General features: G+C 69.1%; 16 protein-coding genes and 1 tRNA gene. 8 read left to right on the top strand and 9 right to left on the bottom strand.

Annotated features, from left to right (window positions below):
* The first annotated feature begins 1 nt into the window (after position 1).
* From zwf to pgl, 3 genes are read left to right on the top strand one after another with little or no spacing between them, the layout of a single operon-like run.
* Positions 2 to 1549 (top strand): glucose-6-phosphate dehydrogenase, encoded by a 1548-nt coding sequence (gene zwf, locus BKA02_RS12140; protein WP_179434397.1) that lies wholly within the window; start codon positions 2 to 4, stop codon positions 1547 to 1549.
* Positions 1546 to 2481: a glucose-6-phosphate dehydrogenase assembly protein OpcA gene (locus BKA02_RS12135; protein ID WP_179434395.1), complete on the top strand. Its 936-nt coding sequence runs from the start codon at positions 1546 to 1548 to the stop codon at positions 2479 to 2481. Before zwf ends, BKA02_RS12135 begins: the two co-directional genes overlap by 4 nt.
* Before the next feature lies 1 nt (position 2482).
* Positions 2483 to 3262 carry a 6-phosphogluconolactonase gene (pgl, locus tag BKA02_RS12130; protein WP_179434393.1) on the top strand — a complete coding sequence of 260 codons (780 nt, stop codon included), beginning with the start codon at positions 2483 to 2485 and terminating at the stop codon, positions 3260 to 3262.
* A 26-nt stretch (positions 3263 to 3288) separates the two neighbouring features.
* Here pgl and BKA02_RS12125 read toward each other — a convergent pair whose 3' ends face one another.
* The gene (locus BKA02_RS12125) at positions 3289 to 4269 is read right to left on the bottom strand and encodes a DMT family transporter (RefSeq protein ID WP_179435460.1); all 981 of its coding nucleotides are present in this window, start codon (positions 4267 to 4269) and stop codon (positions 3289 to 3291) included.
* 58 nt (positions 4270 to 4327) lie between these two features.
* Between BKA02_RS12125 and def the strand changes: the two genes are divergently transcribed.
* Positions 4328 to 4894, top strand: coding sequence for a peptide deformylase (gene def, locus BKA02_RS12120; RefSeq protein WP_179434391.1), 567 nt, complete (start codon positions 4328 to 4330; stop codon positions 4892 to 4894).
* A gap of 99 nt (positions 4895 to 4993) precedes the next feature.
* The gene (locus tag BKA02_RS12115; protein ID WP_179434389.1) at positions 4994 to 5491 is read left to right on the top strand and encodes a septum formation family protein; all 498 of its coding nucleotides are present in this window, start codon (positions 4994 to 4996) and stop codon (positions 5489 to 5491) included.
* 71 nt (positions 5492 to 5562) lie between these two features.
* Here BKA02_RS12115 and BKA02_RS12110 read toward each other — a convergent pair.
* The 5 genes from BKA02_RS12110 to dusB form a co-directional block, all read right to left on the bottom strand.
* A tRNA-Asn gene (locus tag BKA02_RS12110) sits at positions 5563 to 5635 on the bottom strand.
* Positions 5636 to 5746: 111 nt separating this feature from the next.
* Positions 5747 to 6520 carry an ATP-binding cassette domain-containing protein gene (locus BKA02_RS12105; protein ID WP_179434387.1) on the bottom strand — a complete coding sequence of 258 codons (774 nt, stop codon included), beginning with the start codon at positions 6518 to 6520 and terminating at the stop codon, positions 5747 to 5749.
* Between the two features lie 35 nt (positions 6521 to 6555).
* Positions 6556 to 8517: a DNA primase gene (dnaG, locus tag BKA02_RS12100; RefSeq protein ID WP_179434385.1), complete on the bottom strand. Its 1962-nt coding sequence runs from the start codon at positions 8515 to 8517 to the stop codon at positions 6556 to 6558.
* A complete protein-coding gene (locus tag BKA02_RS12095) occupies positions 8517 to 9890 on the bottom strand; it encodes a deoxyguanosinetriphosphate triphosphohydrolase (protein WP_179434383.1) in 1374 nt (457 codons plus the stop codon). The genes dnaG and BKA02_RS12095 overlap by 1 nt, the downstream gene beginning before the upstream one ends.
* Positions 9880 to 11034: a tRNA dihydrouridine synthase DusB gene (dusB, locus tag BKA02_RS12090; protein ID WP_179434381.1), complete on the bottom strand. Its 1155-nt coding sequence runs from the start codon at positions 11032 to 11034 to the stop codon at positions 9880 to 9882. Before dusB ends, BKA02_RS12095 begins: the two co-directional genes overlap by 11 nt.
* Before the next feature lie 57 nt (positions 11035 to 11091).
* Between dusB and BKA02_RS12085 the strand changes: the two genes are divergently transcribed.
* A complete protein-coding gene (locus BKA02_RS12085) occupies positions 11092 to 11613 on the top strand; it encodes a glutathione peroxidase (RefSeq protein WP_179434379.1) in 522 nt (173 codons plus the stop codon).
* Here the strand turns inward: BKA02_RS12085 and BKA02_RS12080 are convergent.
* Complete coding sequence (locus BKA02_RS12080) at positions 11592 to 12302, bottom strand: DsbA family protein (RefSeq protein ID WP_179435458.1); 711 nt, start codon at positions 12300 to 12302, stop codon at positions 11592 to 11594. The two genes, BKA02_RS12085 and BKA02_RS12080, sit on opposite strands and share 22 nt — an antisense overlap.
* 52 nt (positions 12303 to 12354) lie before the next feature.
* Between BKA02_RS12080 and BKA02_RS12075 the strand changes: the two genes are divergently transcribed.
* Entirely contained in the window at positions 12355 to 12915 is a 561-nt protein-coding gene (locus BKA02_RS12075; RefSeq protein WP_179434377.1) for a P-loop NTPase family protein, read from the top strand.
* Between the two features lie 6 nt (positions 12916 to 12921).
* Here BKA02_RS12075 and BKA02_RS12070 read toward each other — a convergent pair whose 3' ends face one another.
* Both BKA02_RS12070 and recO read right to left on the bottom strand, forming a co-directional pair.
* Positions 12922 to 13725, bottom strand: coding sequence for an isoprenyl transferase (locus tag BKA02_RS12070; protein WP_179434375.1), 804 nt, complete (start codon positions 13723 to 13725; stop codon positions 12922 to 12924).
* Positions 13722 to 14450 (bottom strand): DNA repair protein RecO, encoded by a 729-nt coding sequence (recO, locus tag BKA02_RS12065; RefSeq protein ID WP_179434373.1) that lies wholly within the window; start codon positions 14448 to 14450, stop codon positions 13722 to 13724. The genes BKA02_RS12070 and recO overlap by 4 nt, the downstream gene beginning before the upstream one ends.
* Positions 14451 to 14486: 36 nt before the next feature.
* On the opposite strand from recO, the gene BKA02_RS12060 reads away from it, so the two are divergent.
* Entirely contained in the window at positions 14487 to 15191 is a 705-nt protein-coding gene (locus BKA02_RS12060; protein WP_179434371.1) for a TRIC cation channel family protein, read from the top strand.
* Positions 15192 to 15196: the final 5 nt, after the last annotated feature.

The following is a 15196-nucleotide window of genomic DNA, read 5'->3' as shown; positions in this document are numbered from 1 at the left end:
GATGACCGTCCCCATCAGTCGCGGGCACAATCCGCTGCGCGATCCCGACGACCGTCGCCTGAATCGGATCGCAGGGCCCAGCGCCCTCGTGATCTTCGGAGTGACCGGCGACCTCTCGCGCAAGAAGCTCATGCCCGCCGTGTACGACCTCGCCAATCGCGGCCTGCTCCCGCCCGGCTTCGCCCTGGTCGGCTTCGCCCGCCGCGACTGGGAGGATCAGGACTTCGCGGAGGTCGTGTACGAGGCGGTGAAGCAGCACGCCCGCACCCCCTTCCGCGAGGAGACCTGGCAGCAGCTGCTGCAGGGCATCCGGTTCGTCTCCGGCGAGTTCGGCGACCCGGAGGCCTTCCGCCGACTGCGGGAGACGGTCGAGAAGCTCGACGTCGATCGCGGGACCATGGGCAATCACGCCTATTACCTGTCGATCCCTCCCAAGGACTTCCCGCTCGTCGCCAAGCAGTTGCGCGACTCGGGTCTCGTCGACGACTCGCAGGATGAGGACTGCTGGCGCCGGGTGGTGATCGAGAAGCCGTTCGGGCACGACCTCGAATCGGCGCGGGCGCTGAACGATGCCCTGGAGGGCACATTCCCCGCCGACTCGATCTTCCGGATCGACCACTACCTCGGCAAAGAGACGGTGCAGAACATCCTCGCGCTGCGTTTCGCGAACGAGCTGTACGAGCCGATCTGGAACCGCAACTACGTCGACCACGTGCAGATCACGATGGCCGAGGACATCGGGGTGGGCGGTCGCGCCGGATACTACGACGGCATCGGCGCGGCGCGCGACGTGATCCAGAACCACCTGCTGCAGCTGCTGGCGCTCACCGCCATGGAAGAGCCCATCAGCCTCTCGGCGGCGGATCTGCGCGCCGAGAAGGAGAAGGTTCTTGCCGCCGTGGGCGTGCCGGACGACCTGGGCGCGGCCAGTGCACGCGGGCAGTACGCCGGCGGCTGGCAGGGTGGCGAACGGGTCACCGGTTTCCTCGACGAGGACGGCATGAACCCCGAGTCGACGACCGAGACGTACGCGGCGATCAAGGTCGAGATCAACACGCGACGATGGGCGGGTGTGCCGTTCTACCTGCGCAGCGGAAAAAGGCTGGGGCGGCGGGTCACCGAGATCGCCGTCGTGTTCAAGCGCGCCCCCGAGCATCTGTTCGGCGGAGGGCAGAGCGCCGAGCTGGGACAGAACGCGCTCGTGATCCGCGTGCAGCCCGACGAGGGCGTCACGATCCGGTTCGGTTCGAAGGTTCCCGGAAGCGGTGCCAATGTGCGCGACGTGACGATGGATTTCGGATACGGCCACGCCTTCACCGAGGCCAGTCCCGAAGCATACGAGCGCCTGATCCTCGATGTGCTCCTCGGCGACCCGCCGCTGTTCCCCCGGCACGAGGAGGTCGAGCTGTCGTGGAAGATCCTCGACCCCTTCGAGGAGCACTGGGCCGCGCAGGGCGGCCCGCTCGAACAGTACGCGCCGGGATCGTGGGGCCCGCCCGCGGCCGATGAACTGCTGTCCCGAGACGGACGAGTCTGGAGACGCCCGTGATCATCGACCTTCCCGACACCACCGTCAGCCAGATCGCCAAGCAGCTGGTCAAGGTGCGCGAAGAGGGCGGGGCCAACGCCCTGGGTCGCGTACTCACTCTGGTGATCGCCACGCGCAACGGTGTGGCCGAGTCTGCCATCGAGGCCGCCAACGATGCCTCGCGCGAGCATCCGATGCGCGTGATCGTGCTCGCGATCGGCGACGGCGCCGCGCGCCTGAATGCGCAGATCCGGGTCGGCGGCGACGCCGGCGCCAGCGAGGTGGTGGTGCTGAACGCCTACGGCGAGGCCGCCGAGAACGAGGAGAGCCTGGTCACGGGTCTGCTTCTTCCGGATGCACCGGTCGTGGCCTGGTGGCCCGACGACGAACCGGACGACCCGGCGGACTCGCCTCTGGGACGGATCGCGCAGCGCCGCATCACGGATGCCGCGGCCACGCCCGACGTGCGCACCCGGCTCGACCTGCGCGGCAAGACGCACGCCCCGGGCGACACCGATCTCGCCTGGACGCGGCTGACCCACTGGCGCGAACAGCTGGCCGCCGTGCTCGATCAGCCGCCGTTCGAAGAGGTCACGGGCGTCGAGGTCCGCGGTGCCGCCGCATCGCCCTCCACCGCTCTGCTCGCCGCGTGGCTTCAGCTCGCGCTCGACGTGCCGGTGCGGTGGTCGTACGAAGACCCGGAATCGTGGCGGGAGGGCATCAAGTCGGTGCGCCTGCATCGCGCAGGCGGCGACATCCTGCTGGAGCGCCGCGTGCCCGGTGCCGCGGTGCTCACCCAGCCCGGGCAACCCGATCACGACCTGCACCTCCCCCGCCGCACCGTCCGCGAATGCCTCGCGGAGGAGCTGCGCCGGCTGGATCCCGACGTGCTGTACGGTCGGGTGATCACAGACGGGTGGCGTCGGCTGCCGCCACCCGAGTCGGGAGACTGAGATGCCCAAGGACTCCGGCGCCCGTCGCGTCGTCATCGCCGACGACCCCGGCGCCCTCGCGCGCGTGGTCGCGGAACGCTTCCTCGTGCGCCTTCGCGCGCGCACCGGCGACGGCCGCATCGCCCATGTCGCGCTCACCGGAGGATCGATGGGATCCTCCGTGCTCGAACAGGTCGCCGCGCACCCTGATTCCGTCGGCATCGACTGGTCTCTCGTGCACTTCTGGTGGGGCGATGAGCGCTTCGTCCCCGCCGACGATCCCGACCGCAATGCCGGGCAGGCAAGGCGAGCCCTGCTGGATGCGATTCCCGTTCCCGACGAGAACGTGCACGAGATGGCACCGAGCGATGCCGGAATCGATCTCGATGCTGCAGCCGTCGCCTATGCGGCGGAGCTTGCCCGCTACGGCACCGATGAGCATCCGTGGCCGTCGTTCGCCGTGTGCTTCCTCGGAGTCGGCCCCGACGGGCACATCGCCTCGCTCTTCCCCGACCGCAGTGAGATCGACGTCGTTGACCGCGCCGCCGTGGCTGTGCGCGACTCCCCCAAGCCCCCGCCGGAGCGCATCTCGCTGACACGCCCGGTGATCAACTCGGCCAAGCGCGTGTGGCTCGTGCTCACGGGCGCCGAGAAGGCATCGGCGCTGGGGCTCGCCCTCGCGGGGGCGAACTACGCCAACGTTCCTGCGGCGGGGGCCAAGGGCCGAAAGCGCACGGTGTTCTTCGTCGACGCGGCCGCGGCCTCCGAGGTCGCTGCGGACCTCATCGACGCCGACTACTGACGACGCGTCCTCCTGGCCGGCGCGGACTACTGCTCGTCGGCCGGAACCGAAGAGCCGCGCACGATCGGCAACTCCTGGCTCTCGCTGAGCACCTGCGGATGGTAGCGGGCGAGCGTGACGACGCCCCAGGCGGCGACGAGACCCAGAACCGCGAACGCGATGAGCGCCCACACCGGTGCCGCCGTGGCCTCGCCCAGCACGAGCAGTCCGATGAGCACGGCGACCATCGGGTCGACGACCGTGAGCCCGGCGATCACCAGGTCGGGCGGGCCCGAGCCGTAGGCGGTCTGCACGAAGTAGGCGCCGGCGATCGCTGCGGCGACGAGCGCGATGACGCACACCAGTGTGACCCAGGTGAAATCGCCCGCCTGCACCTTCTCGATGACCACCTTCGCCAGCGTCGCGACGAATCCGTAGAGGATGCCGGCGCCGGTGACGTAGAAGAGCGCGCGCATCCGGTGGCGGAGGATCAGCCAGCAGGCGAGGAGCAGGATGATCACGACCAGCAGGATCGCGAGGATCGTGAACAGCTGGCGCTCGGTGATCTCCGGCTCGGTCGCGAACAGCGCGGCGACCATGACGAACAGGAAGATGCCGCCCACGCACGCGCAGATCGACACGATCGAGCGGCGGGTGGGAGCATGCCCGGAGACCCGTGCATTCAGCAGCGTGGTGAGCACCAGGGCGATGGCGCCCAGCGGCTGGACCACGATGAGCGGTGCCACGGAGAGCGCTGCGAGCTGGCACACGATGGCGAGCCCGAGCATCAGGGTGCCGACCAGCCACGACGGCCGGGTCAGCAGTCGCTTGAGCTGCGACATCGACAGGCCCTTGCCCGCGTCGGCGCCGCTCAGCGTCTCGACCTTCGTGACGCCGCGATGCTGGTACTGCGCGCCGAGAGACATGAAGACCGCGCCCGCGAGTGCCAGTGGGATGCCCATGAGCAGGCCCGGATTCTTGAATGCACCGACGAGCTCGTCGCCGACCTCGTCGACGAGCATGACCATCAGATGCGCGCTCACGCGACGAGCCTACCGGCGATCACGCGCCGACTAGGGTTATGGCGTGGCTGTGCTTCCGATTCGCATCATGGGCGATCCCGTCCTGCATTCCCCCGCCTCCCCGGTCGGCGAGATCACCGACGAGATCCGCACCCTCGTCGCCGACATGTTCGAGACGATGGATCGCGCGCCGGGTGTGGGTCTGGCCGCTCCCCAGGTGGGCGTAGGGGTGCGCATCTACACCTACGCGTACGTCGATGACGACGACGAACCCTGGCGCGGCGTCATCATCAATCCCGAGCTCTGGATGGCACCGACCGAACCGGGCGCCCCCGATCCAGACCTGGAGTCCGAGGGCTGTCTCTCGTTCCCCGGCGAGCGGTTCCCGCTGCGCCGATCCGATCGGGTGCGGGTGACCGGCGTCGATCTCGACGGCGCTGAGGTGCGCATCGAGGTCGACGGCTGGCGGGCGCGCATCATGCAGCACGAGTTCGATCACCTCGACGGCGTGCTGTACGTGGATCGCCTCTCCGACGGCGATGCGAAGACCGTGCAGAAGATCACCCGCAAGCGCGGATGGGGGCGCCCAGGAGCGAGCTGGATGCCCGGCGTCGACGACCTCGAGGGGTGACCTCCGGCGCAGCCGGACATGAGCTTCCGGCGTGCGAGGGTACGATCTTATGCGGGAGCTGTGTGCTCCCGTTTCATAGTTTCGCAAGGGGGAAATCCGATGTTCACGATTCAGAAGCGCCTCGCCGTCGGCGGTGCCGCACTCATGATCGCCGCGGGGCTCAGCGGTTGCAGCATGCTCACGGGCGGCGGCAACGATGCCCCTCGCGATGACGAGAGCGGGCAGGTGACCGAGGGGTCGAACATCGGCATCTTCAACCTCAAGGTGGGCGACTGCAAGATGGAGGGCGACTCCGGTCTCATCGAAGACGCCGACGTCGTGCCGTGCGACGAGCCGCACGACGAAGAGGTTTACTACGAGCTGACCATGGACGACGGCGACTACGACGAGGACGCCATCGATGAAGCCAGCTACGAGTGCGTCGGCCAGGCGTACACCGACTTCGTCGGCGTGGCGTACGAGGACTCCACGCTCGAGGTCTACCCGATCACGCCGACGCAAGACACCTGGGAGCAGATGAACGATCGCGTCATCCAGTGCATCATCAGCGACCCGTCTGGTCCCACGACCGGATCCCTGAAGGGCAGCGCCAAGTAGGCACCGACCCGATCCGGCACCGCCGGATACGCGAGAAGCCCCGTTCGGAGGAACGGGGCTTCTCTGTGCTGCTCCCCCGGTTGGACTCGAACCAACAACCTGCCGGTTAACAGCCGGCTGCTCTGCCAATTGAGCTACAGGGGACCGTGCTCCGCGGAGCGGGCAACCCGTCTATCGTAGCAAAGCTTTGCCGTGGCGAACGACACCGCAGACCGTCCGACGCGCCCGTTCAGAGCATCCTCGAGCGGCTGCGCCTCAGTGGCGCGAGGGCTCGGATCCGGGGGTCCAGACGATGTCGGCACCCACCCCGCGGCCCACGACGTGGCCGTCGCGGAGCATGAGGGTCTCGGCCCCGAGTTCGCGGGCGAACGCCGCGTCGTTGCTCACGAGCAGCGCCGCCATCCCGTTCTCCCTGCCACGGCGCGCGATCGCCTCGAAGACGACGTGGCGCACCTCCAGATCGAGGTTCGCCAGCGGTTCGTCGGCGATGAGCACCTTCGGCTCGAGCACGAACGAGCGGGCGATCGCGACACGCTGGCGCATCCCCGCGCTCAGCTCGTAGGGAAACTTCGCCGCCGTGCCCAACGGCAGGTGCACTTCGTCCAGCAGTGTGGCGACCCGGATCGCGAGGGCCTTGGTGTTGACGCGGCGCTCGCGCTGCAGGATCGGCTCGGCGATGATCTCCTGCACGGTCAGTTGGGGCGGGAGCCCCGCACCCGCACCCTGGGGCACGTAGCCCGTGCGATAGGTGAGTTCGCGATGATGCCGGCCTGGTCGCCGGATGGCGATGCCGCAGACGATCGCCTCGCCGCCCACGATGCGGATCGTCGGATCGACCAGCCCTGCCAGAGCGCCCACGAGCGTCGACTTGCCGGATCCCGTCGGTCCCGCGATGCACATGAGCCGGCCGATCTCGAGGGTGAAGCTCACGCCATCGATCGCACGTGTGGGCGCGCTGTGGCCGGTGCGGTCGATGACGAGGTCGCTGCAGGCGATCGCGGTCGAGGTGTCGGCGCGTGGTCGTGACATGTGACCCATCCTGCCCTGCGCCACGCCGAGATCGGTCAGGACTCGGCGAACCGCTGGCGCTCGGCGTCGATATCGCGCAGCCGCACCCGCAGGGCGCGCCCGCCATCGGAATCGGGCGGCACCCGCTGGATCGCCCCGAGCAGCTCCTGCTTCTCACGACCGAGCCCTCGCACGACGAGCCGGCGCACGAGGTCGACCGCTGTGGCCAGCGCTCCCTCCTCGTCGCGGGCGGGGAAGGGACGCATGAGCAGTTCGCCGGCGAGCGGGCGATACGGCTCGCGCACCGCGTCGACGGCCTGCGTCGCCCACCCCACGCGCGTGCGATCGGGCATCGCCGCGACCGACTCTCGCACAGCATCCAGCGCAGAGGTCTGGAACGGCATCGCCACCGCCCGGTGCAGCAGCTCCTGATCCAGCTGGTGCCCGTACTGCAGGATCCCCGTGAGGGCGTCGCGCTCCAGTAGCGCGTCTCCCGTGCGCGGAAGGGCCGCCAGCGTGACCGGGGCGGAAGCGTGGGTCTCCGCGGCCTCATGCGCATCGCCGGGCGGATACGACGCATCCTGCCGCGGACCACGAACTTCCGGCCTGCCTTGACCGCCGGTCGGAGCATTCGCGCCGGACGGTCGGATGCCCTGCTCGGTCCGTCCTCCTGCATCGCGACGCGCGCCACGGTCGCGCCGGCCGGCAGCCGCGCGCACCTCCGCGTGCACGTCGGTCGGGTCGATGCCCAGGCGACGGGCGAGCACGCGCTCGTACTCCGGGCGCAGCAGCCGGTCGCGGATCTCGGCGACGATCGGCGCGGCGGCGCGCAGAGCGCCGACCCGGCCCTCCACGGTCGCGAGATCGTAACCCTCGATCTTGCGGTCGATGACGAACTCGAACATCGGAACCTTGGCGCCCATGAGCGCGCGCACGGCGGCATCGCCCCGCTGCAGCCGCAGATCGCACGGATCGAGCCCGTCGGGAGCCACGGCCACGAAGGTCTGCGCGGTGAACCGGTCGTCTTCGGCGAACGCCCGAAGAGCAGCCTTCTGCCCGGCCTCGTCGCCATCGAAGGTGAACACGACCTCGCCGTGCGCGTCGTCGTCGCCCATGATCCGCCGCAGCACCTTGATGTGCTCGGCGCCGAACGCTGTGCCGCACGTGGCCACCGCGGTCGTCAGGCCCGCGAGATGACAGGCCATGACGTCCGTGTACCCCTCGACCACGATCACGCGGCGGGGGTCTCCCCGTGCGATGTCGCGCTTGGCGAGATCGAGCCCGTACAGGACCTGGGCCTTCTTGTAGATCGGCGTCTCGGGCGTGTTGAGGTACTTGGGCCCCTGATCGTCGTCGTAGAGCTTTCGGGCGCCGAAGCCGATCGTCTGCCCGGTCACATCGCGGATGGGCCACACCAGTCGCCCGCGGAACCGGTCGTACACCCCGCGCTGGCCCGTCGAGACGAGCCCCGCCGCGCTCAACTCGTCGCGGGAGAAGCCCTGCGCGGTGAGCGCCTTGAGCATCCCCTCCCATCCTCGCGGCGCGTAGCCGACGCCGAAGTGCGCGGCCGCCCCCGCGTCGAAGCCGCGCTCGCCGAGGAAACGCCGTGCCGACTCGGCCTCGGCGCTCAGCAGCTGCGCGCGGAAGAACTCCCCCGCGGCGGCGTTGGCCGCATACAGTCGCGAGCGTCCGCTGGTCTCGGGTGCCGCCCCGCCGTCTTCATAGTGCAGCGCGAATCCGATGCGCCCGGCCAGCCGCTCCACGGACTCTGTGAAGCTGAGGTGGTCCATCTCGCGCAGGAACGAGTACACGTCGCCCGACGCGCCGCACCCGAAGCAGTGGTAGAAGCCCACCGCGGGACGCACGTGGAAGCTCGGGCTCTTCTCGTCATGGAAGGGGCACAGGCCCTTCATCGAGCCCACGCCGGCAGATTTCAGCGACACCCGCTCGCCGACGATGTCGGCGATGTTCGTGCGCGCCTTCACCTCGTCGATGTCGGCCTGGCTGATCCGCGGCATCAGCGCACCTCAGCCGCGGCGCGCTTGGCGACCGCTGCCCGCGGCGTGGACTGGCGCGGCGTCCAGATGCCGACCTCGGCGGGGTCGATGTCACCGACGAGGCGATTGTGCCAGTCGACCGCGGTCTGATCCGTGAGACTCGCGATCTGATCCACGACCACACGCGCCCGCTCGGCGTCCGAGTCCGCGGCTCCGAAGTCGGCGGCGAAGGCGGGTTCGAGAACGTCCGCACCCGCCGTCCACAGTGCATCGGTCGACCACAGCGCATCGGCGAGCCGGGTGAGCACCCGGCGCTGTTCTCTGTACACACCGCGGCGTGCATCGATCGTGACGATCGCCTGCCCCATCACACCCTTGAGCACCGCGATCTCGGCGTCGATGACCGACGGAACGACGACATGACCGGAGAAACGCGCCAGCGACGGGCCCGGATACGCCTCGCGCGTGGCGCCGACGGCGGCGCGCGCGAACCGGCCGATGAGGTCGCTCGTGAGGTTCTTCAACCGGGCCAGATCGCGACGCGAGCGGTCGAAACTCGTCAGCCACATCGGCTGGCAGGTGAGCCGGTACAGCGCATCGGCGAGGTCGTCGCGCGTGTAGTCGTAACCCACCCACTGCTGTATCCGCCCCAGCAGCGCCTCGTGCTCAGCCGGATCGGCCAGCCGCTGCACGTCCAGATAGCCGTTCACGATCGCGTCTTCGAAGTCGTGCACCGAGTACGCGATGTCGTCGGAGAGATCCATGATCTCGGCCTCGATGCAGCGCAGCCGGCCCGGCGCGCCCTCGCGCATCCACGCGAACACGGCCTCATCCTCCGGATAGACGCCGAACTTGAGCCGTCCACCAGGATCGGGCAGCGGATTGTCCACGGTCCACGGGTACTTGCACGTCGCATCCAGGCTCGCCCTCGTGAGGTTGAGGCCCACCGAGTGCTCGTCCGCGTCGAGAACCTTCGCCTCGAGCCGCGTGAGGATGCGCAGCGACTGCGCGTTGCCCTCGAAGCCGCCGATGGGCTCAGCCCAGTCGTTGAGCGCCCGCTCGCCATTGTGCCCGAAGGGCGGATGCCCGAGGTCATGGCTGAGACAGGCCGTGTCGACGACGTCGCCGGACACCCCGAGCTCGATGGCCAGCTCGCGACCCACCTGCGCCACCTCCAGCGAATGGGTGAGCCGGTTGCGGGCGAAATCGGCGGTGCTCGCAGGGCTCAGCACCTGGGTCTTGGCCGCGAGACGGCGCAGCGCGGCGGAGTGCAGCACGCGGGCGCGGTCACGGGCGAAGTCGTCGCGCTCAGAGCGATGGGTCTCGGCGAAGAAGCGGGCGGAGGCGTGGGCGTCATAGCCGTCGGCCCGGGGCGGCCGCGACTCAGCCTCCACTGTTCTCGATCTCCGCGCCGCGCATCATGTCGCTCGTCTCGGATGCCACCTCGCGCGAGTCGAGCCATCCCTCCGGCAGGGCGGTGCGCTTGGGCGTTCCCGCCCGGCCGCGCTGGCCTTCGGCCGGGGCGCCCGGATACGGTGCGTCGCCGAGGGTCGCCAGCAGGTCGTCGATCTCCTGCAGCGTCGACGCGCGCGCCAGCGCCGCGCGCAGGTCGCCGCCCACCGGATATCCCTTGAAGTACCAGGCCACGTGCTTGCGGATGTCCTTGCATCCACGGTCTTCGTCTTCGAAGAACTCCACGAGCAGCTCGGCGTGCCGCCGGAACGCGGCGGAGACGAAGCCGAGGGTCGCATCCACAGGCTCGGTGTGCGCGGCGCCGAAAGCGCCGGCGAGCTCGCCGAACAGCCACGGGCGACCCAGGCACCCTCGTCCCACGACGACGCCGTCGCAGCCGGTCTCTGCCATCATGCGCACGGCGTCGTCGGCCGACCAGATATCGCCGTTGCCGAGCACGGGGATCGAGGTGACCGCCTGCTTCAGCTCGCCGATGGCGCTCCAGTCGGCGGTGCCCGAGTAGTATTGCCCCGCCGTGCGGGCGTGCAGCGCCACGGCCGCGGCACCCGCATCCTCCGCCGCACGACCCGCGTCGAGGAAGGTGAGGTGGTCGCGGTCGATGCCCTTGCGCATCTTGACAGTGAGCGGCACGTCGCCCGCCGCCTTCACGGCGCGTCCGACGATGTCGGCGAACAGGCTCGTCTTCCACGGCAGGGCGGCGCCGCCGCCCTTTCGTGTCACCTTGGGCACGGGGCAGCCGAAGTTCAGGTCGACATGATCGGCGCGATCCTCGGCGACGATGATGCGCACGGCCTCGGCGATCGTCGCCGGGTCCACGCCGTAGAGCTGGATCGAGCGGGGCGTCTCGCTCTCGTGATGCCGGATGAGGCGCATCGTGATGTCGTTGCGCTCCACGAGCGCGCGAGAGGTGATCATCTCGCTCACATAGAGACCCGCGCCGTACTCGCGGCACAGTCGACGGAAGGCCGTGTTCGTGATCCCCGCCATGGGCGCGAGCACGACGGGCGCGTCGATCCTCAGCGGACCGATGCGCAGGGGGCGTGCGAGGGCGGGGGCGAGTGTCATCGCCTCCATTCTCCCAGATCCGGCGCCAGCCGCGGCCACCGGTCGTAGCCTGGGTGGATGACAGAGACCACTGCCGTCGACCTGCGTGCCATTCCCTTCCTCGATGCCACGGGCGAGGAGCGCACGCTGAACGACTACGACGCGTCGGCCGTGCTCGTCGTCAACGTCGCCTCGCGCTGCGGACTGACTCCGCAGTACGGCGGACTCGAAGAGCTGCAGCGCACCTACGCGGATCGCGGACTGCAGGTGATCGGCTTTCCCTGCAACCAGTTCATGGGCCAGGAGCCGGGCACGATGGATGAGATCCTCGAGTTCTGCTCGACCACGTACGGCGTGACGTTCCCCGTGCTCGACAAGGTCAAGGTCAACGGCAAGAAGGCCGCCGCTCTCTATAAGGCGCTGAAGCAGACGCCCGACGCGCACGGCCAGGCGGGACGGGTGGAATGGAATTTCGAGAAGTTCCTCATCGGCCCCGACGGCTCCGTCCAGCGCTTCCGCCCGCGCCAGAGCCCCGACTCCCCCGAGATCGTCTCGGCGATCGAGGCGGCGCTGGCGGATCAGACCGCCGCGGACTCCTGATCGGACTCGACAGCCTCATCGGCTGATTCCTGGCCACGCTGGGCCCACACGTCGCGCAGCACGCCGGCGAACGCATCCGCCGGCTGCGCGCCGCTGATGCCGTACATGCCGTCGATCACGAAGAACGGCACGCCCTGGATGCCGTAGGCCTGCGCCTGCGCCTGATCCTGTCGCACGGCAGGCAGGTACGTCTCCTCGGTCAATGCGGTGCGCGTGGCCTCGGCGTCCAGCCCCACCTCGACGGCGAGCTCGACGAGATCGTCGATGCGCCCGACATGCTTGCCCTCGGTGAAGTACGCCGACATGAGGCGCTCCTCCATCTCGTGCTGCAGACCGTGGGCCTTCGCGATGTGCAGCAGCTCGTGCGCCTTGACCGTGTTGGTGTGCTTGAGCAGGTCGAAACGGTACTCGAGCCCGGCGTTCTTGGCCACGCCCGTGACGTTCGCGAGCATCTTGGCGACCTGGTCGCGCGGCATGCCCTTGTGCCCGGCGAGGAAGTCGACCTCGTCACCGTCGAAGTCGACGGGGGTGTCGGGTGAGAGCTCGAACGAGTGGAAGGTGATCTCGACCTGCGGCGCGTCGTCGTCGGACGCCGTGGCCGCCAGACCCGCCTCGAGGTTGCGCTTGCCGATGTAGCACCACGGGCAGGCGATGTCGGACCAGATGTCGATGGAGATGGGTTCGCTCACACCGCGTGCAACGCTCACGGCACCCGGATCATTCCGCGGCTAGGATCGTGGGGTGCTCTCCGCCGACGATCCGCTGCCCTTCCGACCCGAGCGCGTGCTGATCGCGGGGGTCACCGGATCGGGCAAGACGACGCTCGCCCGGCGCGTCGCCGCGCAGTGGAATCTCGTGCATCACGAGATCGATGCCCTGCACCACGGTCCGAACTGGACCCCGCGGCCTTCGTTTCTGGACGACGTGCGTGCCTTCGCCGCCACCGATCGCTGGGTGACCGAATGGCAGTACACGAGCAAGGGCACCGACGACATCCTCACTCCGCGCGCCCAGCTCGCGGTCTGGCTCGACTATCCGTGGCGAGTGGTGCGCGGACGGCTGCTGCGTCGCACGCTCGGTCGCAGCGTGCTTCGCACGGAGATGTACAACGGCAACGTCGAAAAGCCTCTCTGGCGCCTCCTCGCGACGCGCGACCCGTACGAGAACATCCTGGCCTGGCAGACGAAGATGCGGTCCTTCTGGGCGGAGCGGATGCCCGAGAAGATCGAGCGGCACCCGCACCTCACGATCGTGCGCCTCCGCCACCCCCGCGAGACGGAGCGCTGGCTGCGGCGCCTCTGACCCTCGTCAGCCGGCGGAGTCCGGCGCATCCACCGCACCGCCGAAGCGGCGATCGCGCGACAGGTAGATCTCGATCGCGCGCCACAGCTCCATGCGCGAGAAGTCGGGCCAGAGCGTGTCGAGGAACACCATCTCGGCGTACGCCGATTGCCAGAGCAGGAAGTTCGAGGTGCGCTGCTCGCCCGAAGAACGCAGGAACAGGTCGACGTCGGGCATGTCGGGCACGTACAGGTGCCTGCGGATGCGCTTCTCCGTGATGGCCGACGGCCGCAGCCGCCCCGCCTTGACGTCTTCGGCCATCCGGCGCATCGCGTCGACGAGCTCGACCCGGCCGCCGTAGTTCACGCACATCGTCAGGGTCAGCACGTCGTTGCCCCGAGTGAGCTCCTCGGCGTACTGAAGCTCTCTGACCACCGAGCCCCACAGCCGGGGCTTGCGGCCGGCCCACCGCACACGCACCCCCCACTCGTTGAGTTGATCACGACGACGGTGCAGCACGTCGCGGTTGTAGCCCATGAGAAAGCGCACCTCTTCGGGCGAGCGCGCCCAGTTCTCCGTCGAGAACGCATACACCGACAGGTGTTTGACGCCGGCCTGAATCGCACCGGCGACGACATCGAGCAGAACTTCCTCGCCCGCCTTGTGCCCCTCGATGCGGCTGAGACCGCGCCGATTCGCCCATCGCCCGTTGCCGTCCATGACGACGGCGATGTGCTGCGGCACCGCGGGGAACGCCGGCGGGTGCAGACCGGTCCAGTCGACCGGACGGTACGGCACAGCGTCTTTGTGCGTGTACGGCTTGGGGCTCACCGGGATCCTTCCACGTGTTCGAGGGAGCGGATCCCCCGCTCCAGATGCCACTGCGCGTAAGCGGCGATGAGACCGGATGCCGCGGCCGTCTCCGCCGCCGAGGCTCCGTCGATCACCGTCCACTCCCCCGCCATGAGGGCGCGCAGCAGGTCGAGGGTGCCGGCGCGCACCTGAGCGCTGCCCGCGGGGGCGCAGTCGGCGCAGACGAGACCGCCCATCTGCGCGACGAACGTCGTATGCGCGCCCGCGCGCCCGCACCGCGCGCAGTCCGTGAACGACGGCGCCCATCCCGAAAGCGCCATGACCCGCAGCAGGTACGAATCGAGGATGCTCCGCGGCGCATGATCACCGCGCGAGAGCGCCCGCAAACCTCCGACGAGCAGCAGATACTGCTCGGGCGTCGCCTCGGCGTCGCTCAGCCGGTCGGCCGTCTCGACCATCGCGCTCGCCGAGGTGAAGCGGTCGTAGTGCACGGCGATGTCGGCGCCGTAGGATCCGAGCGACTCCGCCTGCTGCACGATGTCGAGCGAACGGCCCTGATACAGCTGCACATCGGCCACCATGAACGGCTCGAGCCGCGCCCCGAACTTCGACGAGGTGCGCCGGACGCCCTTTGCCACCGCCCGGATCTTGCCGTGTCCGCGCGAGAGCATCGTGAGGATGCGGTCCGCTTCGCCGAGCTTGTGGGTGCGCAGGATCACCGCTTCGTCTCGATAGCTCGGCATCCCTCGATTATCCCCCTCACCGGCGACAATGGACGGGTGACCGAACCGCTCTTCATCATCCCCCTATGGGCCGATCTGCTCGGCGTCGGACTCGGCGGCGTGCAGGGGGCGATGTTCGCCTCCGGCTTCCAGGGGCAGCGGCGCCTCGATCTGCTCGGGGTCGCGATCATCGGCATCCTCATCGGCATGGGCGGCGGACTCATCCGCGATCTGCTGCTGGGGCAGCCCCCGGCGACGTTGCAGAACAACGGGTATCTGCTCACGGCGACGGGGGCTGCCATCGTCGGCATGCTTCTGGCTGGACTGCTGAATCGGGCGAACGGGCTCATCGTGGGGCTCGACGCCGTCGTCATCGGCATGTTCGGTGCTTTTGGCACCAGCAAGGCACTCGGTCTGGGTGTTCCGGAGGTGCCCGCGGTCTTCATCGGCGTGTGCGCCGCCGTGGGCGGCAGCATCCTGCGCGACGTGATCATGGGGCTGCCCGTCGCGATCATGCATGTGGGATCGCTCTACGCCGTCGCCGCTCTGGTGGGATGCGCGACGATCGTGATCCTGCACGCGTGCGGGGTGGGCCTCGTCGTCGCCGGGCTCATCGGAATCGTCGTCACCGCGGTGATCCGGGTTCTGGCCGTGATCTTCGACCTGTCGCTGCCCGAGCAACGGCGCCTGTACCGGCGCAAGGTCGCCGTCGAGACCACGGCCATCACCCTTCCCGACCCGGGCGACGCAGCGAATCCGTGAGCCGG

Source organism: Microbacterium pseudoresistens, from assembly GCF_013409745.1.
Taxonomy (GTDB): Bacteria; Actinomycetota; Actinomycetes; order Actinomycetales; family Microbacteriaceae; genus Microbacterium; species Microbacterium pseudoresistens.
This window is presented reverse-complemented; position numbering and strand designations above follow the sequence as displayed.